This window comes from Agromyces italicus DSM 16388 (genome assembly GCF_000421545.1).
Taxonomy (GTDB): domain Bacteria; phylum Actinomycetota; class Actinomycetes; order Actinomycetales; family Microbacteriaceae; genus Agromyces; species Agromyces italicus.
In genome coordinates this window covers 276380-295935 of record NZ_ATXF01000006.1, presented here as the reverse complement: position 1 = coordinate 295935, position 19556 = coordinate 276380, and the positions used below count along the sequence as shown (strand labels likewise).

The 19556-nt window shown below is 69.4% G+C and carries 18 protein-coding genes, 2 tRNA genes and 1 pseudogene; 15 read left to right on the top strand and 6 right to left on the bottom strand.

The window, feature by feature from the left end; genetic code table 11:
- Positions 1-171: 171 nt before the first annotated feature.
- From H516_RS19400 to H516_RS0109415, 4 genes are all read left to right on the top strand, one after another.
- The gene (locus tag H516_RS19400) at positions 172-1479 is read left to right on the top strand and encodes an LCP family protein (RefSeq protein WP_022889469.1); all 1308 of its coding nucleotides are present in this window, start codon (positions 172-174) and stop codon (positions 1477-1479) included.
- A gap of 125 nt (positions 1480-1604) precedes the next feature.
- Positions 1605-1689, top strand: a tRNA-Ser gene (locus H516_RS0109425).
- A 28-nt stretch (positions 1690-1717) separates the two neighbouring features.
- Positions 1718-3016: an LCP family protein gene (locus H516_RS21750; RefSeq protein WP_022889468.1), complete on the top strand. Its 1299-nt coding sequence runs from the start codon at positions 1718-1720 to the stop codon at positions 3014-3016.
- A gap of 98 nt (positions 3017-3114) precedes the next feature.
- Positions 3115-3203: transfer RNA gene (locus H516_RS0109415), tRNA-Ser, on the top strand.
- A gap of 101 nt (positions 3204-3304) precedes the next feature.
- Here H516_RS0109415 and H516_RS0109410 read toward each other — a convergent pair.
- A complete protein-coding gene (locus H516_RS0109410) occupies positions 3305-3865 on the bottom strand; it encodes a CPBP family intramembrane glutamic endopeptidase (protein WP_022889467.1) in 561 nt (186 codons plus the stop codon).
- Between the two features lie 341 nt (positions 3866-4206).
- Between H516_RS0109410 and H516_RS0109405 the strand changes: the two genes are divergently transcribed.
- Both H516_RS0109405 and H516_RS0109400 read left to right on the top strand, forming a co-directional pair.
- A complete protein-coding gene (locus H516_RS0109405; protein ID WP_022889466.1) occupies positions 4207-4995 on the top strand; it encodes a sulfite exporter TauE/SafE family protein in 789 nt (262 codons plus the stop codon).
- Positions 4996-5079: 84 nt separating this feature from the next.
- Positions 5080-5517: a hypothetical protein gene (locus H516_RS0109400; protein WP_022889465.1), complete on the top strand. Its 438-nt coding sequence runs from the start codon at positions 5080-5082 to the stop codon at positions 5515-5517.
- A 179-nt stretch (positions 5518-5696) separates the two neighbouring features.
- Here H516_RS0109400 and ku read toward each other — a convergent pair whose 3' ends face one another.
- Positions 5697-6617 carry a non-homologous end joining protein Ku gene (gene ku / locus H516_RS0109395; protein WP_022889464.1) on the bottom strand — a complete coding sequence of 307 codons (921 nt, stop codon included), beginning with the start codon at positions 6615-6617 and terminating at the stop codon, positions 5697-5699.
- Positions 6618-6803: 186 nt separating this feature from the next.
- Here ku and H516_RS0109390 point away from each other — a divergent pair, with 186 nt between their 5' ends.
- The gene (locus H516_RS0109390; protein WP_022889463.1) at positions 6804-9287 is read left to right on the top strand and encodes an ATP-dependent DNA ligase; all 2484 of its coding nucleotides are present in this window, start codon (positions 6804-6806) and stop codon (positions 9285-9287) included.
- 134 nt (positions 9288-9421) lie between these two features.
- Here H516_RS0109390 and H516_RS0109385 read toward each other — a convergent pair whose 3' ends face one another.
- A complete protein-coding gene (locus tag H516_RS0109385; RefSeq protein ID WP_022889462.1) occupies positions 9422-9688 on the bottom strand; it encodes a DUF7218 family protein in 267 nt (88 codons plus the stop codon).
- Positions 9689-9721: 33 nt separating this feature from the next.
- On the bottom strand, positions 9722-10606 hold the full coding sequence (locus tag H516_RS0109380; protein WP_245561778.1) for an SDR family oxidoreductase: 885 nt from the start codon (positions 10604-10606) through the stop codon (positions 9722-9724).
- 202 nt (positions 10607-10808) lie between these two features.
- Here H516_RS0109380 and H516_RS22390 point away from each other — a divergent pair, with 202 nt between their 5' ends.
- The 3 genes and pseudogenes from H516_RS22390 to H516_RS0109365 all read left to right on the top strand — a co-directional run bounded on the left by H516_RS22390 (position 10809) and on the right by H516_RS0109365 (position 11731).
- The gene (locus tag H516_RS22390) at positions 10809-10973 is read left to right on the top strand and encodes a hypothetical protein (protein ID WP_022889460.1); all 165 of its coding nucleotides are present in this window, start codon (positions 10809-10811) and stop codon (positions 10971-10973) included.
- Between the two features lie 112 nt (positions 10974-11085).
- Positions 11086-11385 (top strand): annotated as a pseudogene (locus H516_RS19395) (DUF7882 family protein); the annotation flags it as partial.
- Positions 11386-11512: 127 nt separating this feature from the next.
- The gene (locus tag H516_RS0109365) at positions 11513-11731 is read left to right on the top strand and encodes a hypothetical protein (protein WP_022889458.1); all 219 of its coding nucleotides are present in this window, start codon (positions 11513-11515) and stop codon (positions 11729-11731) included.
- A gap of 9 nt (positions 11732-11740) precedes the next feature.
- On the opposite strand, the gene H516_RS0109360 is transcribed toward H516_RS0109365, so the two are convergent.
- Positions 11741-12064 carry a DUF7882 family protein gene (locus H516_RS0109360; protein ID WP_022889457.1) on the bottom strand — a complete coding sequence of 108 codons (324 nt, stop codon included), beginning with the start codon at positions 12062-12064 and terminating at the stop codon, positions 11741-11743.
- 62 nt (positions 12065-12126) lie between these two features.
- Positions 12127-12855, bottom strand: a complete 729-nt coding sequence (locus H516_RS0109355; RefSeq protein WP_245561776.1) for a DUF6766 family protein — start codon at positions 12853-12855, stop codon at positions 12127-12129.
- Positions 12856-12978: 123 nt separating this feature from the next.
- On the opposite strand from H516_RS0109355, the gene H516_RS0109350 reads away from it, so the two are divergent.
- The 5 genes from H516_RS0109350 to H516_RS0109330 all read left to right on the top strand — a co-directional run bounded on the left by H516_RS0109350 (position 12979) and on the right by H516_RS0109330 (position 19514).
- On the top strand, positions 12979-13986 hold the full coding sequence (locus tag H516_RS0109350) for a LacI family DNA-binding transcriptional regulator (protein WP_022889455.1): 1008 nt from the start codon (positions 12979-12981) through the stop codon (positions 13984-13986).
- Between the two features lie 222 nt (positions 13987-14208).
- On the top strand, positions 14209-15888 hold the full coding sequence (locus H516_RS0109345) for a glycoside hydrolase family 13 protein (protein ID WP_022889454.1): 1680 nt from the start codon (positions 14209-14211) through the stop codon (positions 15886-15888).
- An 82-nt stretch (positions 15889-15970) separates the two neighbouring features.
- Positions 15971-17329, top strand: coding sequence for an ABC transporter substrate-binding protein (locus H516_RS0109340; RefSeq protein WP_022889453.1), 1359 nt, complete (start codon positions 15971-15973; stop codon positions 17327-17329).
- Positions 17330-17553: 224 nt separating this feature from the next.
- Positions 17554-18528: a carbohydrate ABC transporter permease gene (locus tag H516_RS0109335; RefSeq protein ID WP_022889452.1), complete on the top strand. Its 975-nt coding sequence runs from the start codon at positions 17554-17556 to the stop codon at positions 18526-18528.
- The gene (locus H516_RS0109330) at positions 18528-19514 is read left to right on the top strand and encodes a carbohydrate ABC transporter permease (protein WP_022889451.1); all 987 of its coding nucleotides are present in this window, start codon (positions 18528-18530) and stop codon (positions 19512-19514) included. Before H516_RS0109335 ends, H516_RS0109330 begins: the two co-directional genes overlap by 1 nt.
- Positions 19515-19556 lie beyond the last annotated feature (42 nt).

Here is a 19556-nt window from a genome sequence, read left to right as displayed (position 1 = left end):
TTCTGTTTCTCAGGAGAGATTCGGCCGATACGGGGTTTCTCAGGAGCGTGCGGGAACCCCTGGGGCCTCGGTCGCGCGGAAACACGCGGGTCGCCCGCCCTCGCCGCTCGGCCCCGTCCTGAGAAACAGCAGAGGCCGGCGGTAGGATCGATTGGTCGGGAGGGGACGGGGTTGGATCAGGAGACCGCAGAAGCGTTCCGACCGTCGACCGATGCCGCGGATGAGGCCGAGGAGCGGGGCGCGTCGGGAGTGCCCACACGGCACGGTCGCCTGCCCCGGCACACGGGGCCTCGCACCGCGGTGAAGCTCGTGGCATCCGCCGCTGCCGTACTGCTCGTGAGTGCGGGCGCCGTCGGCGCCTACGCGGCCGCCGATCTCGTCGGCTCCGTCACGGGCACCGAAGGCGTCAAGCTCGCCAACGAGGAGATCCTCGAGGGCGTGCCCGACATCGGCGCGATGGACGGCGGGCTCAGCTTCCTGCTCGTCGGCAGCGACAAGCGGCCGGCCGACGGCTCGTTCGGCGACCCCGAAGTCGACTCCGGCATCCTGAACGACGTCAACATGCTGCTGCACATCTCGCAGGACCACTCGCACGTCGAGGTCGTGAGCTTTCCGCGCGACATGATGGTCGCGGTGCCCGAATGCCCCGACCCCGTCGACCCCGATTCCGGCCCGCTCTCCGCGATGTCGGAGGTGCCGCTCAACAGCGTGCTGGAACACGGCGGCCTCGGCTGCGTCGTGATGACGCTCGAGCTGCTCACCGGAACGAAGATCCCCGTGGGCGGGGTCGTCGAGTTCAAGGGCGTCGCCGCGCTGTCGTCGGCGGTCGGCGGCGTCGAGGTCTGCCTCGTCGACCCCATCGACGACATCGACTCGGGGCTCCACCTGCCGGCGGGCACGAGCACGATCGAGGGCTACGACGCGCTCGCGTTCCTGCGCACCCGCAAAGCGGTCGGTGACGGCAGTGATCTTGCGCGAATCGCGAGCCAGCAGGCGTTCATGGCCTCGCTCGCCCGCACCCTCCAGTCGAGCGGCACGCTGAGCGACCCGGTGAAGCTCTACTCGATCGCGAAGGCCGTGCTCTCGAACATGGAGCTCTCGAACAAGCTGCAGAACCCCACGGTGCTCATGTCGATCGCCCGTACCCTGCAAGACGTCGACCTCTCGAAGATCGCGTTCATCCAGTACCCGACCGCCGAGTACGGCGACGGCCAGCACGTGATCCCCGCCGACTCGGCCGAGGCCGTGAACCTGGCTCTCCAAGAGGACCGCCCGGTCGTGCTCGACCCGAGCGCGAACGAGAACTCCGAGTTCGGCACGGCCCCGGCCGCCCCGGCGACCGAGACACCGGTCGACCCGGCGACCGAGGCCCCGGCACCGGATGCCACGGCGTCGGCGCCGCCCGCCGAGCAACTGCCGCCCGACATCACCGGACTCACCGGCGACGAGGTGCGCTGCACCACGTCGAACGACGGCTGAGCGAGGCATCCGACCTCGCCTCAGCGCTCTTTCAGGAGCGCCTGCGAGGCTGAACCGAACGCGATTCGGCTAGAATCGGGGCCTGCCTGCACGACGAATCCCCTCGACGGGTCGCGCGCGGGCGAGGAGGGCTGTCCGAGCGGCCGATGGAGCTGGTCTTGAAAACCAGTGGGCAGAAATGTCTCGTGGGTTCGAATCCCACGCCCTCCGCGCGACCACCACACACGAGAGGATCCCGGTGAACGAAGCGTTGCGACCCAGCTCGCGGCGCGCCGCGAAGAACCCCGCGGTGGCGCAGCACGGCAAGCTCCGTCGTCGATCGATCGGACGCACGCTCGCGAAGGTGGCGGGCATCGGCCTGTCGGTCGCGCTCGTCTCGGGCGGCGCGGTCGCCGCATACGCCGCGTGGGACCTCGCGAACACCCTGAAGCCCACCGTCTCGCTCGGCAACGAAGACGTGCTCGAGGGCGTGCCCGACGTCGGGGCGATGGAGGGCGGCGTGAACGTGCTGCTCGTCGGCAGCGACAGCCGTGAAGGCCAGGGCAACGGCTTCGGCGACCCCGACGAAGAGACCGCCGTGCTCAACGACGTCACGATGCTCATGCACATCTCGCAGGACCACTCGCACGTCGAGGTCATCAGCTTCCCCCGCGACATGTTCGTCGACGTGCCAGCGTGCACCGACCCCGAAGACCCCGCCGGCGAGCCGCTCTACGAGCAGTACGGCGTGAAGATCAACTCGGTGCTCGACTATGGCGGGCTGGGCTGCGTCGTGAAGACCGTCGAGCAGCTCACGGGCGTCACGATCCCCTTCGCGGGTACGGTGCAGTTCATGGGTGTCGCCGCGATGAGCGAGGCCGTGGGCGGCGTGGAGGTCTGCGTGGCCGAGCCCATCGAAGACGAGTACACCGACCTCTACCTCGACGCCGGAATGCACGAGCTCAAGGGGCTCCCGGCGCTGCAGTTCCTGCGCACTCGGCACGGCGTCGGCGACGGCTCCGACCTCGGGCGCATCTCGAACCAGCAGGTCTTCATGTCGGCGCTCGCCCGCAAGCTGCAAGACGGCGGCACCCTCGGCGACCCCGTCGCGCTCTACTCGATCGCCAAGGCTGCCCTCGGCAACATGGAGCTCTCCGACTCGCTCGCGAACCCCACCACGATGGTCTCGATCGCGAAGGCGATGAAAGACATCGACCTCTCGAAGATCGCGTTCATCCAGTACCCGACCGGCACCACCGACGGTGGGGTCATCCCGAGCGACTCGGCCGAGATCGTGAACCTCGCGCTGCAGAACGACACCCCGGTGGTCTTCGACCCCGAGGCCGATGAAACCTCGTTCGCGTCGGCCGGCGACCCCACGGCGGTGCCGGTCGAAGGCGAGGAGGCCGCAGAGGAGCCGGTGGCTGAAGAGCCGGTCGCCGAGGAGCCTGCCGCCGAGGCTCCGGCTCCCACGTCCGAGGCGCTGCCGACCGACGTGACCGGGCAGACGGCGGCCGAGACGCGCTGTTCGGCGGGTCGAACCCTCGAAGACCAGTAGCTTCGGGCCGCTCGGCGGCCCCTCGTTCTCGTTCGAATCGTCGTTCGGCCCGTCGTCGGGTTATGATGACAGTCGCGTGTGCGCGTGCGCACCCGCAAGGAGACGTCGCATAGTCCGGCCGAGTGCACCACCCTGCTAAGGTGGAGTCCCCGTAAGGGGACCAGGGGTTCAAATCCCCTCGTCTCCGCACAGAGACAGAACAGACGCCTGGAAGCCCCGCGATTCGCGGGGCTTTCGCCGTTTCTGCGTCACGCGCCCGCGCGGGCCGCTCTCCGGGCGCCGGCGTCTTCACGGATCGTGCTGACGACGAGGACGACGGCGAGGACGCCGAGGAGCAGCTGCACCGTGACGGTCACCGGGGGTGCCGGGCGCCTGCACGCTGCCTGGCTCGCCCGAGTGCAGGAAGATCGAGAAGTCGTCGAGTGCGTGCAGGGCCATCGGCACCCAGAGCCGGCCCGTGGCACGGAACGCGGCGTAGAGGGAGACGCCCGTGAACGCGGTGACGCTCACCTGGAACGCGATGGTCTCGAGCGGGATGCGCTGCATGAGCGAGCCGAAGGAGTGGGCGAGGCCGAAGAGCGAGGCCGTCACGAGCAGCGTGAGGAACTCTCCGTGGTGGGCCCGGACGCTGACGCGCAGGATGCCGCGGAAGTAGAGCTCCTCGCCGATGCCGACGAGCGCGAGGCCCACCGCGACGACGACGATCGCGCCGAGCTGCTGGTCGCCCCAAGGCGCGGTGCCGAGCTGGACGAGCGACTGGATGAGCATGAGCGCCGGGATGGCGAGCAGCCACCAGTGCCGAGGCCGGGTCTCCCATGAGGCGGGGCGCGCCAGACGTCGCGCGACCATCCCGAGCGGCGTACGAAGACGAGCCCGGCGACGATGAGGACCGGGACGGAGATGAAGTGTCCGAGCGCGAAGTCGACGAGCTCGTCGCTCGGCGCGGCGAGCTCGAGCAGCAGGTTCGCGCCCACGCCGGCGATCAGCACGTACACCGCGACGGCGAGGAGCCCCACCCAGAAGCGGCGGGGCACGGTGTCGCGGCCGGTCGGTCGTCTCGGCGTCGGTCATGTGCCCCTGGTGCTCGGCGACCTGAAGCATCCCATATCTCGGGACGACGTCACTCGCGTTCGCTACGGTCGTATCGTCCGCGTCGCCGCGCGATCACCATCACCACGAAACCGGAATCGATGACCGAGAACCACCGCCCCGCCGTCCTGCCCCTCATCCTCGTCGGCATGCTCGGGGGGCTCCTCTCGGGACTCTTCGGCATCGGCGGCGGCCTCGTCATCGTGCCGGCGCTCGTGCTGCTGCTCGGGATGCCGCAACGTCTCGCGGCGGGCACCTCGGTCGCGGCGATCCTGCCGGCTGCTGCGGTGGGGGCGGTGAGCTACGCGATCCAGGGCCACGTCGACTGGGTCGCCGCACTGCTGCTCGCGGCCGGAATCATCGTGGGCTCGCAAGTGGGCAGCGCGCTCCTGGCGAAGCTTCCCGTGCGCACGCTGCACTGGTTCTTCCTGGCGTTCCTGCTCGTCGTGATCGTGAGCCTCTGGTTCGTGGTGCCGCAGCGCGACAGCGAGATCGGCATGACCTGGCTCGCCGGCGCGCTGCTCGTGGTCACCGGCTTCGTGACGGGCGTGCTCTCGGGCGTGCTCGGCGTCGGCGGCGGCATCATCGTCGTTCCCGTGCTGATGTTCTTCTTCGGCGCGAGCGACCTCGTCGCCAAGGGCACCTCGTTGACGATGATGATCCCGGGATCGATCTCGGGCACGCTCGCGAACTGGCGCCGGAAGAACGTCGACCTGCGCACCGCGGCCGTCGTCGGCATCGCGGCGAGCGTGATGTCGCCGCTCGGCGCCCTGATTGCGGCTGGGATCGACCCGTTCTGGTCGAACGTCGTCTTCTCGATCTTCCTCGTGTTCGTCTTCCTCCAGATGCTGCTGCGCCGCCTGAAGGACGTGCGCGCCCGTCGGGCGTAGCGGCCGGAGGGAGGCGGCTCGGCGGCAGCTGTCGGTGCGCGTCGCTAGACTCTTCTGGTCACTGAATTCAGGGGGAATTGCACCATGCAACGAATCATCACTTCCGCCGCGATCGTCTTCGCCGGCGCACTGCTGTTCACCGGCTGCGCCGCGGGCAGCAACGACGACACCACCGCCCAGGGCGACGACAACTGCGAGATCGTCCGGGTCGCCGTGCGCGACGTCTCGAACGGCGCGCAGAACGCGGTGCTCACGGGCACCGAGCAGGCGGCGCTCCTCGAGAAGCTCGACGGCTACTCGACGCGACTCGACGACCTCGCGGCCGACAACGCCGACAACCCGAAGATCGCCGACGCGATCGCGGGCCTTCAAGAGAAGGTCACCGCCGCCGAAGACTACGCGGGCACCCTCCCCACCGCGCCCGACGAGACCTTCGAGGCCGACGCCGAGGCGCAGGCCGCGGTGACCGGCGACATCCAGGCCGCCGCGGTCACCGTCACCGAGGTGTGCGAAGCCGAGTAATCGCCACCGCTGTACCCCGCGAACGCGCGGCGCCTGTCGATCTGGTGCCGCGCGTTCCGCGTCTGCGGGGACGAGGGGGTCTGCGAACTCGCGAACTTGCAGGATTATCCATACACCAGGTCCGTATTCACGGGTGCTGGCCGGATAGTCCTGCAAGTTCGGCGGAGCCGGAGGTAGGATCAGGCCGACTTCGACTTCTTCGGCTTGTCGGCAGCCGACGACTTCGCCTTCGCGGTCGATTTCGGCGTCGCCGAGGCATCCGCCCTCGTCGCCGTGCCGGCGCTGCCGCCGCCCGTCGTCTTGCCGCCCGGCCCCCCGCGCTTCTCGGCGATCGACCGGCGCAGCGCCTCCATCAGGTCGATGACCTCTCCGCCCTCCTCCTCCTCGGGCTCCTCGCCGAACGTCGCGGCGGTGTCGAGCGCCTCGCCCTGCTCGAGCTTCGCCTCGATGAGGGTGCGCAGCTCCTGCTGGTACTCGTCGACGTACTGCTCGGGATCGAAGTCGGAGACGAGGCTCTCGACGAGCTGCTTCGAGAGATCGAGCTCCTTCGAGGAGATCTTGACGGGCTCGTCGAGCGAGGCGAACGAGGCCGCGCGCACCTCGTCGCTCCAGAGCAGGGTCTGCACGACGAGCACGTCGCCGTGCACCCGCAGCGCCGCGAGGCGCGTCTTCTGGCGCAGCGCCATCTGCACGATCGCGGTGCGCTCGGTCGACTCGAGGGTCTCGCGCAGCAGTACGTAGGCCTTGTTCGAGGCCGAGTCGGGTTCGAGGTAGTAGCTCTTGTCGAGCATGATGGGGTCGATCTGTTCGCTCGGCACGAACTCGACGACCTCGATCTCGCGGCTGCGCTCGGCGGGCAGCGCCTTGAGGTCGGCGTCGGTGATCACGACCGTGCGTTCACCGTCGTCGTAGGCCTTGTCGATGTTCTGGTAGGCGACGACCTTGCCGCACACCTCGCACTTGCGCTGGTACCTGATGCGCCCGCCGTCTTCGTCGTGCACCTGATGCAGGGACACGTCGTGGTCTTCGGTGGCGCTGTACAACTTGACGGGCACATTGACGAGGCCGAATGTGACCGCCCCCTTCCAGACGGCTCGCATACCCTCCAGTAGACACCCGGGGGATGCCTCGGCGATACCCCGAGGCATCCACGCCCCCGACACCCCCCCCGACACGCCCCCGCGTTTACAGGACAATTCCCGATCTGCAGGACACGTGCCGCCGAGTACGTCCTGCAAACCTCGAGATGTCCTGTAAACCCGTGGGGGAGGCGGCATGATGGGGGAATGGCCGATGGGGAGCGGCAACTCGTCGAGGTCGACGGCCGGAGGCTCAGGCTGACGAACCTCGACAAGGTCATGTATCCCGAGTCGGGAATGACCAAGGGCGAGGTGATCTCGTACTACGCCGAGATCGCCCCCGTCATGCTGCCCCACGTCGCGGGGCGTCCGATCACGCGCAAGCGCTGGGTGCACGGGGTGGGCACGGCGGATGCCCCCGAGTCGCCGTTCTTCGAGAAGACCCTCGCCGACCACGCCCCCGACTGGATCAGGCGCGGCGTGATCGAGCACTCCGACGGGCCGAAGACCTACCCGATCGCGGGCGACCGGGCGACGCTCGTGTGGCTCGCCCAGCAGGCCGCGCTCGAGCTGCACGTTCCGCAGTGGCGCTTCGCCCCCGACGGTGCGCCGTCGAACCCCGACCGCATGGTCTTCGACCTCGACCCCGGCCCCGGCATGGGCCTTTCCGAGTGCGCCGCGGTCGCCAGGCTCGTGCGCGACCTCGTCGCCGGCATGGGCCTCGCGGCGATGCCGGTGACGAGCGGCAGCAAGGGTCTGCATCTCTACGCCGAGCTCGACGGCTCGCAGACCTCGCAGCAGGTCTCGGAGGTCGCCCACGAACTCGCCCGCGCCCTCGAGGCCGATCACCCAGAACTCGTCGTCTCGAGCATGCGTAAGTCGCTGCGGGGCGGTCGCGTGCTCATCGACTGGAGCCAGAACAACGGCAAGAAGACGACGATCGCCCCGTACTCATTGCGCGGCCGCTTGCGGCCGACGGTCGCCGCGCCGCGCAGCTGGGAGGAGCTCGAGGACCCGGAGCTGCGGCACCTCGAAGCCCACGAGGTGCTCGCGCGGATCGCCGAGCACGGCGACCCGATGGCCGGGCTCGCGGATGCCACGGGGCCCGGCCCGCTCGCGACGTACCTCTCGATGCGCCGGGAGGGGCGCACGCCCGAGCCGATGCCGGGCGCTCCCGGCGACGGGCGGGCGGGGGAGGAGCCGAGCTTCGTGATCCAGGAGCACCATGCGCGGCGGCTCCACCACGACCTGCGGCTCGAGCGCGACGGGGTGCTGAAGAGCTGGGCCGTGCCGAAGGGCGTGCCCGAGAGCTCGGGCAAGAACCACCTCGCCGTGCAGACCGAGGACCACCCGATCGAGTACCTCGACTTCGAGGGCACGATCCCCGCCGGCGAGTACGGCGCCGGGTCGATGACGGTGTGGGACACCGGCACCTACGCGGTCGAGAAATGGCGCGACGACGAGGTGATCTTCACGCTCACGGGATCGACCGGCGGGCCGCTCGGCCGAGTGCGGCTCGTGCTCATCCGCACCGACGGCAGTGGCGAGAAGAGCACCTGGCTGCTGCACCGGATGAAGGAGCAGAGCGTCCAGCGGGTTGAGGAGCGCCCGGCCCAGCGGGTTGAGGAGCGCCCGACGAAGGAGGACACGTCTCGAAATTCGCGCGACCCCGGTTTCGAGACGGTCGCTGCGCTCCCTCCTCAGCCCGCGAGAGTCGCCGAGAAGCCGATGCTCGCGACCGCGGGCGCGCTCGGGATGCTTCGGGGCGAGGACTGGGTGCTCGAATGGAAGTGGGACGGGATCCGCGCGCTCGCCCGGGTGGAGGGCGATCGGGTCAGACTGCTGAGCCGCAACGGCATCGACATCACCGTGCGCTACCCCGAGCTGTACCGCCTGCCGGAGGCGGTCGACGGCGATGCGCTCCTCGACGGCGAGATCGTCGCGCTCGACGCCGAGGGCCGGCCCGACTTCGGCGTGCTCCAGCAGCGGATGGGCCTCACGAAGCCGCGCGAGATCGCCGAGGCCGCGGCATCCGTGCCGGTGCGCCTGCTGCTCTTCGACGTGCTCGAAGCGGGCGGCACCCCGCTCGTCGAGGAACCGTACCGGGTGCGCCGGGCCCGCCTCGAATCGCTCGTGCGGCCGCGTCGCGGCGTGCCGGTCGAGGTGCCGGCGCCCGCGACCGGCGATGCCGAGGATGCGCTCGAGGAGAGCCGGGCGCTCGGCCTCGAAGGCCTCGTCGCAAAGCGGCCCGGCTCGGTCTACCGGCCCGGCGTGCGCTCCGACGACTGGGTGAAGCTCAAGCTCACCCGCACGCAGGAGGTCGTCGTCGGCGGCTACCGTCGCGGCGTCGGAAGCCGGGCCGGGCGCATCCGCTCGCTCCTCGTCGGCATTCCTGCCGAGCGCGACGGCGCCGACGGCGAGCCCTCGCTCGAGTACGTCGGACGCGTGGGGTCGGGGTTCCGGGAGCGCGAGCTCGAACGGCTGCTCGCCCGGCTCGACGCGACGGTTCAACCCGATGCGCCCTTCGCCGAGGTGCCGGCCGCGGACGCCGCCGACGCCGTCTGGGTGCGCCCCGAGCTCGTCGGCGAGATCGAGTTCAGCGAGTGGACGGGCACGGGCGTCGCCCGGCACCCGCGCTGGCGCGGGCTGCGACCCGACAAGTCGCCCGACGAGGTGCTTCGGGAGTCCTGACGCACTGCGCGCGGGCGCACCGCCCGTTGCGTGCCATCGAGTCGCCGAAAAACGCTCTTCCTGCTTCGAGGAACAGCGGTTTCTGGCGACTCGATCGCGCGCGAGGTGGCGCTCGGGGAGACCGGCGGGCCGGCTCAGTGATTGCGCAGTGCCGAGATCAGCTCGGCCTTGCGCTTGCCGCTGTAGCCGGTGAGGCCGAGCTCCTGCGCGCGCTTGCGCAGCTCGTCGACCGTCCAGTCCTCGTAGTCGCCGTGCTGCCCTCCCTTGCGGCCGATCGCGCTCCGGCCCTGCTTCGCCGCGGCGTTCGAGATGCGCGCGGCCTTCTCCTTCGAGGCGCCGTCTTCGCGGAGCTCTTCGTAGAGCTCCGGATCTTCGAGCGACGCGTTCGTGCGTCCGGGCATGATGTGCTCCTTCCTCTCGTGGCGTTCCGGTCGTCAGAACGCGCGTCCGCCGGTGACCGGCAGCACCGCCCCCGACACGTACGAGGCGTCGTCGGATGCGAGGTACACGTACGCCGGGGCGAGCTCGGCCGGCTGGCCCGCCCGCCCGAGCGGGGTGTTCCTGCCGAAGTCTGTGATCTTGTCGGGCCATCCCGTGGCCGGGATCAGCGGGGTCCAGATCGGCCCCGGCGCGACGGCATTGACGCGGATGCCACGTGGCCCGAGCTCCTCGGCGAGGGCCTTCGTGAACGCGACGAGCGCGGCCTTCGTCATCGCGTAGTCGACGAGGGCCGGGGAGGGTTCGGAGGCCTGGATCGAGGTGGTCGTGATGATGCTCGACCCCGGCTCCATGAGGGGCACTGCCGCTCGGGCGAGGAATACGGGGGCGAACAGATTCACTCGCATCACCGCCTCGAAATCATCGCTCGGCACGTGCTCGATGCCCCCGCGGTCGCGCTGGTGCGCGGCGTTGAGCACGAGCACGTCGAGGCTGCCGAAGGCCCGTTCGGTGCGCTCGACGAGTTCGGTGCAGTGCGTCTCGCTGCGGAGATCGCCCGGAAGCAGCAGCGGATCGCTGCCGGCGTCGGTGATCCAGCTCGCAGTCTCCTCGGCGTCGGGCTGTTCCTCGGGCAGGTACGCGATCGCGACCCTCGCGCCCTCGCGGGCGAAGGCGATCGCAACCGCCCGGCCGATGCCCGAGTCGCCGCCGGTGATGAGTGCGCAGCGGCCGTCGAGCCGACCGTGGCCGCGGTAGCTCTGCTCGCCGTGGTCGGGGCGCGGTGACATCGCATCGGTGAGCCCCGGTGGCGTCTGCTCCTGACGCGGGAACCGGTCGGTGGTGTGCTTGGTCGTCGGATCGATCAGTCGGTCGTTCATCATGTTCATCCACCCTTCGAACCCGCGCGACCCTCGAACGCGTGCCACGGTACGCGGCGGCGCGGGCGCGCGGCAGGGGATTGACAGGCGGATGAATCGACCCCGGCTGGAGCGCCCGTGCGCGGTACACGGCACTCCAGCGCAACGTCAACCCCTCGCGTCGGCCGGCGACTGGCCCAAACCTCGGAGAGGTGAGGGAGGAATCATGAACATCCTTGTCGTCATCATCGCCATCGCCGCCGTCGCGCTGCTCATCACGGGCGGGATCGTGCCGACACTGAACTTCCTGCTCTGGGTCGGTCTCGCGCTCGCCGTCGTCGCCGTCATCGCGTTCCTGGTGCGATACATCGGCGGCAACCGCGCGGTGTGAAACCCATGCCGTTCTCGATCGAGCGGGGAGCCCATCGGGCCCCCCGCTCGATCGCGCGCCACTCGTCTCGCATCAGGTGCCGCGGAAGGGCGGGAGGCATAGGCTGACGCACGTGGGAACCCTCTACTACGGCGACTCCGGCACGCCGATCGGCATCGAGGACCGTGCCCTCGCGCACCTCAAGGTCGCGATCATCACGAAGCTGCGGCGCGGCGAGAGCTTCACCCTCTCGTGGCGTCACACCGACGACCAGCCTCGCGGACGGAGCACCCTCTGGGTGCACCAGTCCATTCCGCTGCGCTTCGTGTTCGACGAACCCGAGCCGCCCGAACTCAGCCGAACGTGGATAGAAGACCTGATGCGGTCGGCGAACAGCACCGGGGGCGTGCAGCTCGTTCCCGAGCATCTCGACACCGGGGCGATCCAGACCGTCGACGAACAACCGGTCCAAGTCGGCGTCGATGTGCAGAAGGTCGAGCAGGGTCGCTCATCGGTCGAGGCGCGCGAGGGCGCGGACTCGAGGTAGGAGGTGGTGATCGATGGATTTCGCTGACTCGCAGTCGGCACGGCCGGCGATCGAGGATTGGTGGCCGAGGCTCTCGATCGGCGCGAAGCATCGTCTCCTCGAAGATCTCGAGGCGCCGCTGCACGCCGAGGTCGCGGCCGAGATCGAGCGCATCTCGGGGATGAGGTCACCCGATCTGCTCTCGCACGAGGAGCGGCGGTTCGTGCTCACGCAGATCGAGCCGGTCGACTGAGGCGACCGTTCAGTCGGTCTCGAACTCCTCGCTCTCGGCGGGCTCGGGCACGAAGTGCAGGCCGCTGGTGCTGTTGGCCGTCAGCACCAACTGCTCGATCCAGAGGCGGTTGAGTGTCGGCGCGCGATTGCCGCTGAAGACGAACTGGAGCGGGATCGATTCGTTGAGCCACAGGGTCGTGCGACCGCTGCCGTTCTCGATGCCGTGCTCCCACGTCATCGCGAAGCTCTCCGAGCGTCGCAGCTTGTTCAGGATCGCGACCCGGAGGTGGGCGAGGGTGCGGTCGTCGATGTCGAGCTCGCGTGTCGAGGAGTTGTAGATCAGCTTGCCCATGGCTGCACTCTAATCCTGGAGTGCGCGCCGCCGGAACGACGCCCGCAGCAGTACCCTCGAAGCTACGCGCCGGTCTCGTGATGCGGCGCCGCGACCGGCTTCGATTCGGGCGAGCCGCGCTGGCGCAGGTAGACCGTGGCCCCGACGATCGCGGCCACGGCGAGGAACTCGCTCTGCCAGTTCTGCATCGACTCGAACCAGAACTGCGCCGTGCCGAGGTACTCCCACGCTGAGACGCCCGGCAGTCCGTGGAGCGACTGCTCTTCCGAGTACGCCTCCGCCCCGCCGACGGCGTGCAACCAGAACGAGAGTCCGAAGAACACGAAGAAGAAGATCGCCAGGGAGTTCTCGTAGAGCACGAGCACGATGCCTCCGCGGCGCACTGGCCACGGGGTGCCAGGGCCGTGTTCGACCGTCCGGGGGTCGTCGTCCTGCGGGGTTCGCTCGCCGACGGGCTTGGACTCGCTCGAACCCTTCTGGAAGAGGAAGACCGTCAAGACGACGTAGGCGCTCATCTGCAGGAACTCGGACTCCCAGTTCTCGAACGTCGCCTCGATGAACTGCCCGGAGCGCAGGTACTCGCCGAACGCGAGCGGGTCGGCGCCGTGGTCGAACCGTTCCTCGTTCGTCACCTGGAACCCGCTTGCGGCCATGCCGGCGAGACACAGCACGAAGATCGCCATGCAGACGAGGAACAGGGCGTGCTCGTGGAACCATCGGGCAGGTCCGCGGCCGCGCCTCGTCGCTCGCTGCGGGTCTCGCTGCGGATCGGTCGCGGCGTCGCGGGTCATCAAGACTCCCTTCGTCCCATTCCGATGCTGGTTCCGCCGGTGCCGGGCGGCAAGGGCTTCGACGACTTCCACGAGGGTCGGGATCTTGTCGAGTTCTTGCGTGGCCTCGCGTAGCATTGCGCCATGTCGAGAAGGCTGGCGGACGTCGCGCGCAAGGTCGGAGTGAGCGAGGCGACCGTCAGTCGGGTGCTCAATGGCAAGCCCGGGGTCTCGGCCTCGACTCGCGACGCCGTGCTGACGGCCCTCGACGTGCTCGGCTACGAGCGCCCGACGAAACTCCGGGGTGAGCGCGCCCGGCTCGTGGGGCTGGTGATGCCCGAGCTTCAGAACCCGATCTTTCCGGCGCTCGCCGAGGTCATCGGCGGTGGCCTCGCCCAGAACGGCTTCACCCCGGTGCTCTGCATCCAGACCGCGGGCGGGATCTCCGAGTCCGACTACGTCGAACTCCTGCTGCACCAGCAGGTCTCGGGCGTGATCTTCGCCGGCGGGGCGTACGCTCAGGCCGACGTCAATCACGACCACTACGAGCGCCTCCGCGAGCTGGGGCTCCCGACGGTGCTGGTCAACGCGCCCATCGACGGCCTCGGCTTCGCGACCGTCTCGTGCGACGACGCGATGTCGATGGAGCAGGCGCTCGGACACCTCGCGCAGCTCGGGCACGAGCGCATCGGGATCCTGCTCGGGCCGGGCGATCACATGCCGTCGCGGCGCAAACACGCGGCGGCGATCGCCATGGCGGCGCGGCTCGGGCTCGAGCTTCCCGACGAGCGGGTCGTCCACTCGTTCTACTCCCTCGAGTCGGGGCAGACCGCGGCGACGAAGCTCCTGGCCGCAGGCGTCACCGGCATCGTCTGCGCGAGCGACCCGATGGCGCTCGGCGCGGTGCGCGCGGCACGGCGGGCCGGCCTCCGGGTGCCCGAGGACGTCTCGGTGATCGGCTTCGACGACTCCGCGCTCATGAACTGCACGGAGCCGCCGCTCACGACCGTCAGGCAGCCCATCGAGTCGATGGGCAAGATGATCATCGAACTGCTCATGCGCCAGATGTCGAGCGAGCGGACGATCGGCGACGAGGTGTTCTTCGCGCCCGAGCTCGTGGTGCGCGCCTCGACGGCTCCGGCGGTGGGCTGAGCCCAGGGTTTCGAGACGCGGGCTCCTTCGTCGCGCGCTCCTCAGCCGGCGGTTTCCGCAAGCGGCTGCCGCAAATCGACGCAAGTTGTCGCAAACTGATGCTTGATTGTTGAATAGTTGCATCATTCTGTTGCTCTCATTACGTTGAGGCGCATCGACGCCGGCGTCTCGAACCGTCCGGCGCGAAGCCCGCCCGACTCGAGGAGAAGCGACCGCGTGACCATGCCGCTCACCGACACCCCCGCCATCGCGCCGACCGCGTTCACCCGCGACCCGCTGTGGTGGCGCAGCGCCGTGATCTACCAGGTGTACGTGCGCAGCTTCGCCGACTCCGACGGCGACGGCACGGGCGACCTCCGCGGGGTTCGCAGCCGCCTGGGCTACCTTCAGGAACTCGGCGTCGACGCGCTCTGGTTCAACCCGTGGTACCCGTCGCCCTTCGCCGACGGTGGCTACGACGTCGCCGACTACCGCGGCATCCACCCGGCCTTCGGCACCCTCGCCGACGCCGAGGAGCTCATCGCCGAGGCGGCGGCCCGAGGCATCCGCACCATCATCGACATCGTCCCGAACCATGTCAGCTCCGAGCACCGGTGGTTCCGCGAGGCGCTCGCCGCCGGCCCGGGCAGTCCCGAGCGCGAGCGGTTCTGGTTCCACCCGGGCAAGGGACCGAACGGCGACGAGATGCCGACGAACTGGGTCTCGAATTTCCAGGGCGACACGTGGACCAGGACCACGAACCCCGACGGCACCCCGGGCGAGTGGTACCTGCACCTCTTCGCACCCGAGCAGCCCGACCTCAACTGGAATCACCCCGAGGTGCGCGCCGAGCACGAGGACATCCTGCGGTTCTGGTTCGACCGCGGCGTCGCCGGCGTGCGCATCGACTCGGCCGGCCTGCTCATCAAGGACCCGGCGCTGCCCGAGGTGCCGGCCGAGCCGCGGCAGGGGGAGCACCCCACCGAGGACCGCGACGAGGTGCACGAGGTCTACCGGGCATGGCGGCGCGTGGTCGACTCGTACGAGGGCACCCGGGTGCTCGTCGGCGAGGTCTGGGTGCCGGATGCCTCCCGCTTCGCGGCCTACCTGCGGCCCGACGAGATGCACACCGCGTTCAATTTCGACTTCATGACGCGCCCGTGGAGCGCCGACGAGCTGCGCGCCTCGATCGACCTCATGCTCGCGGCGCACGCGCCGGTCGGGGCGCCGAGCACCTGGGTGCTCTCGAACCACGACGTGACCCGCCCGGTCACCCGGTACGGCCGCGACGACTCGGGCTTCGCCTTCGCGAAGAAGCGGTTCGGCACGCCGACCGACCTCGAGCTCGGCACGCGCAGGGCGCGCGCCGCCGCCATGCTCGCCGCAGCACTGCCCGGCTCCCTCTACGTCTACCAGGGCGACGAGCTCGGCCTGCCCGAGGTCGAGCTGCCGCGCGAGGTGCTCGAAGATCCGATGCACTTCCGTTCGGGCGGCATCGACCCCGGCCGCGACGGATGCCGCGTGCCGCTGCCGTGGCGGGGCGCCGCGACGCCGTTCGGCTTCAGTCCCGACGGCGCCGGCCACGCGGCATCCGCCGCCCCATGGCTGCCGCAGCCTCCCGAGTGGGCGGAGCTCACGGTGCAGGCGCAGGAGGCCGACCCGGGCTCGATGCTCTGGCTGTACCGGCAGGCCCTGCGCATCCGCAAGCGAGAGCGCTCGCTCGGCGACGGCCCCATGACGTGGATGCCGAGCGAACCGGGCGTGCTCGCGTTCAGCCGTGGCGAGGACGTCGTCTGCGTCACCAACTTCGGCGCCGAGCCCGTCGCCCTGCCCGACCACGACCGCATCCTCATCAGCAGCGCGCCGCTCGTCGGCGGACTGCTGGCCCACGACTCCACGGCCTGGCTCCACCGAACCGCCTGACCGTCGAGGCCGCACCCTGCACCACCTGCATCACCCGCGGCGTCACCATCACCGCTCCACACAGCACCGAAAGGACTGGACAATGAAGTCATCGAGAACAGTCGCGATCGCCGGCCTCGCCGCGATCGCAATGGTCGGCTCGCTCGCCGCCTGCAGCGCGGGAGCATCGAGCGAGAGCGGCAAGACCGAGCTGCGCGTCGCGACGTTCCCGCCCGGGGCCGACGAGGCCGCGTACACGGCCTTCGCCGAGCAGGAGAAACAGTTCGAGGCCGAGCACGAGGACATCGACATCATCGGCGTCGAGTACGAGTGGGAGGGACCGACCTTCGCCGTGCAGCTCGCCGGCGGCAGCCTGCCCGACGTGTTCACCGTGCCGTTCACCGACGCGAAGACGCTGCTCGAGAACGGCCAGCTCATGGATGTCACCGACGAGATCGACGAGCTCGGCTACACCGACAAGTTCAACCCGATCATCCTCGACGCCGTCAAGGACGGCGATCGCATCTACGGGTTCCCGCGCCAGGCCTACGCCATGGGCCTCCACTACAACCGCACGCTCTTCGAAGCGGCCGGCCTCGACCCCGACAGCCCGCCCACCACGTGGGACGAGGTACGCGAGGCGGCGAAGGCCATCTCGGAGCAGACCGGCAAGGCGGGCTTCATGGAGATGACGCAGAACAACACCGGCGGCTGGCAGCTCACCGCGGCGACCGTCGCGCGCGGCGGCAGCATCCAGGAGGACAACGGCGACGGCACGTACACGTCGACCATCGCGAACGACGCCACCGCGTCGGCCCTCGAGTTCCTGCAGGCGCTGCGCTGGGAGGACGACTCGCTCGGCTCGAACATGCTGCTCGACTGGGGCACCATCAACCAGGAGTTCGCCGCGGGCAACATCGGCATGTACTCGTCGGGCTCCGACGTCTACACCGCGCTGGTGCGCGACTTCTCGCTGAACCCCGACGACTACGGCCTCACGGTCGTGCCCGTCGAGAACGGCGGCGGCACGCTCGGCGGCGGCGACATCGCCGTGGTGAGCCCCACGGTCGACGACACGACGAAGGCCGCCGCGGTCACCTGGATCGACTGGTACTACATGCAGAAGCTCCTCGACGAAGACGCCGCGGTGCTCGACGCCAAGACGCTCGCCGAGAGCGACCAGGCCGTCGGCACGCCGGTGCTGCCCGTGCTCGATCGCGAGACCTACGAGGAGTCGCTCACCTGGATCGAGCCGTACATCAACGTGCCGCGCGAGCAGATGACCCCGTTCATCGACGGCGTCTGGGAGCAGACCCCGGTCGGAGAGCCGAAGAGCAAGACGCAGGAGATCTACGCCCTGCTCGACACCGTGGTGCAGGCTGTGCTTACCGATCGGAACGCCGACATCGACACCCTCCTCGCGCAGGCCGACCTCGACGCGCAGGCGCTGCTCGACCAGTAGCCCATTCGCGGGTTGAGGAGGGAGCGCAGCGACCGTCTCGAAACCGCGACATGAACGTCGAGCGGGTTGAGGAGGGAGCGCAGCGACCGTCTCGAAACCGCGACATGAACGTCGAGCGGGTTGAGGAGGGAGCGCAGCGACCGTCTCGAAACCCCACAAGGTTTCGAGACGCGTCCTCCTTCGCCTGCCGCTCCTCAACCCGCTCGACCGCACGAAGGACTCCGATGACCCTCACCGCGAAACCGCCGGCGATGCCGTCGGCCGACGAACCCGGGCCGCCCGCGGCATCCGCCCGCCCGAAACGAACCCGCAACCCGCGCACCTGGGTGCGCGGCGGCGGCCTCTCGACGCTCGTGTTCCTCGCGCCGATGCTCGTGGTGTTCGGATTCTTCAGCTGGTCGCCGATCGTGCAGTCGGTGATCATGAGCCTGCAGAAGACGAACCTGCTCGACCCGCCGACCTGGGTCGGGCTCGACAACTTCGCCAACGTGCTGAGCGACCCGCTCCTCGGCACCGCCGTCGTGAACACCCTGTACTTCGCGGGGCTCGCGCTCGTCCTCGGCTTTCCGCTGCCGATCATCATGGCCGTGCTCATGAGCGAGGTCCGGCGCGGCAAGGGCTTCTACAGCGCGCTCGCGTACCTGCCCGTCGTGATCCCGCCGGTCGTGGCCGTGCTCCTCTGGAAGGTGTTCTTCGACGCCAGCCCGACGGGCCTGTTCAACACGATCCTCGGCTGGGTCGGCATCCCCCCGCAGCCCTGGTTGCAGTCGCCCGCGACCGCCATGCCGTCGCTCGTGCTCGAAGCGACCTGGGCGGCCGCCGGCGGATCGATCATCATCTACCTCGCGGCGCTGCTCAGCGTGCCGCCCGAGCTGTACGACGCGGCGGAGGTCGACGGCGCCTCGATCTGGCGCAAGATCTGGCACGTCACGCTGCCGCAGCTGCGGGGCATCCTCTTCATCATGCTGATCTTGCAGATCATCGGTACCGCGCAGGTGTTCCTCGAGCCGTACCTGTTCACCGGGGGCGGGCCGAACAACGCGACCGTCACGATCCTGCTGCTCATCTACCGGTACGCCTTCCAGAACAGCCTGGGCGGCGACTACGGCGAGGCGACGGCGCTCAGCGTCATGCTCGCCGTCGTGCTGGCACTGCTCAGCTGGTTGTACTTCAAGCTCACCGAACGCTGGAGCTCCTGATGACCACGACCCGACCGCCCGTCTTCGAACAGCTCGATGCGCCGCGTGCGGCCGGCGGGCTGCGCGGCGTGTTCGGCCGACGGCGCGCCGACCGCCGCAGCGACGGCGGCGACCGCGGAGTCGTCTCGGCGGCCGAACGCAAGAAGCCGAGCGTCAAGCTCGGCCTCTCGGGCGTGCATCTCGTGCTCTTCGTCGGGCTCGTCGTCGCCGGGCTCGGGCCGTTGCTCTGGCTCGCGAAAGCCGCCGTCACGCCCACCCAGGACACGCTGCGCCAGCCGCTCGCGCTCTGGCCGAACGGCATCGACTGGGCGAACCTCCCGCAGGCGTGGAACGACGTGCACATCGACCAGTTCTTCTGGAACACGATCGTGATCGCCGCAGGGTCGTGGGCGTTCCAACTCGTCGTGGCCACGACGGCCGGATATGCGCTCTCGGTGCTGCGGCCGAGGTATGCGCCGATCCTCAACGGCGCGATCCTCGCGACCATGTTCATTCCCGCCGTCGTGCTGCTCGTGCCGCTGTACCTGACGATCGTGAATCCGCCGCTGCCCGGCGACGTGTCGCTGCTCAACAACTACCTCGCGGTCTGGCTGCCCGCCGCGGCGAACGCGTTCAACATCCTGCTCGTGAAGCGATTCTTCGACGCGCTGCCGCGTGAGGTGTTCGAGGCCGCGCGCACCGACGGCGCGGGCCCGTTCCGGTTGTTCTGGTCGATCGTGCTGCCGATGTCGAAGCCGATCCTCGGCGTCGTGTCGGTGTTCGCGATCATCGCGGCGTGGAAGGACTTCCTCTGGCCGATGCTGGTGCTGCCCGATCCCGCGGTGCAGCCCCTCTCGGTGCGCCTGCCCGCGGTTCAGCAGTCGATCGAGCTCGACGTGTTCCTCGCCGCCCTCGCGATCTCGACGCTCATCCCGGTCGCGCTGTTCCTGCTCTTCCAAGGCGTGTTCCTGCGCTCGGCTGGGCTCGGCGGGGCGGTCAAGGGCTGAGGATGCCACGGTGGGGCGCCGTCCTGGCCCCCACCGTGGTGG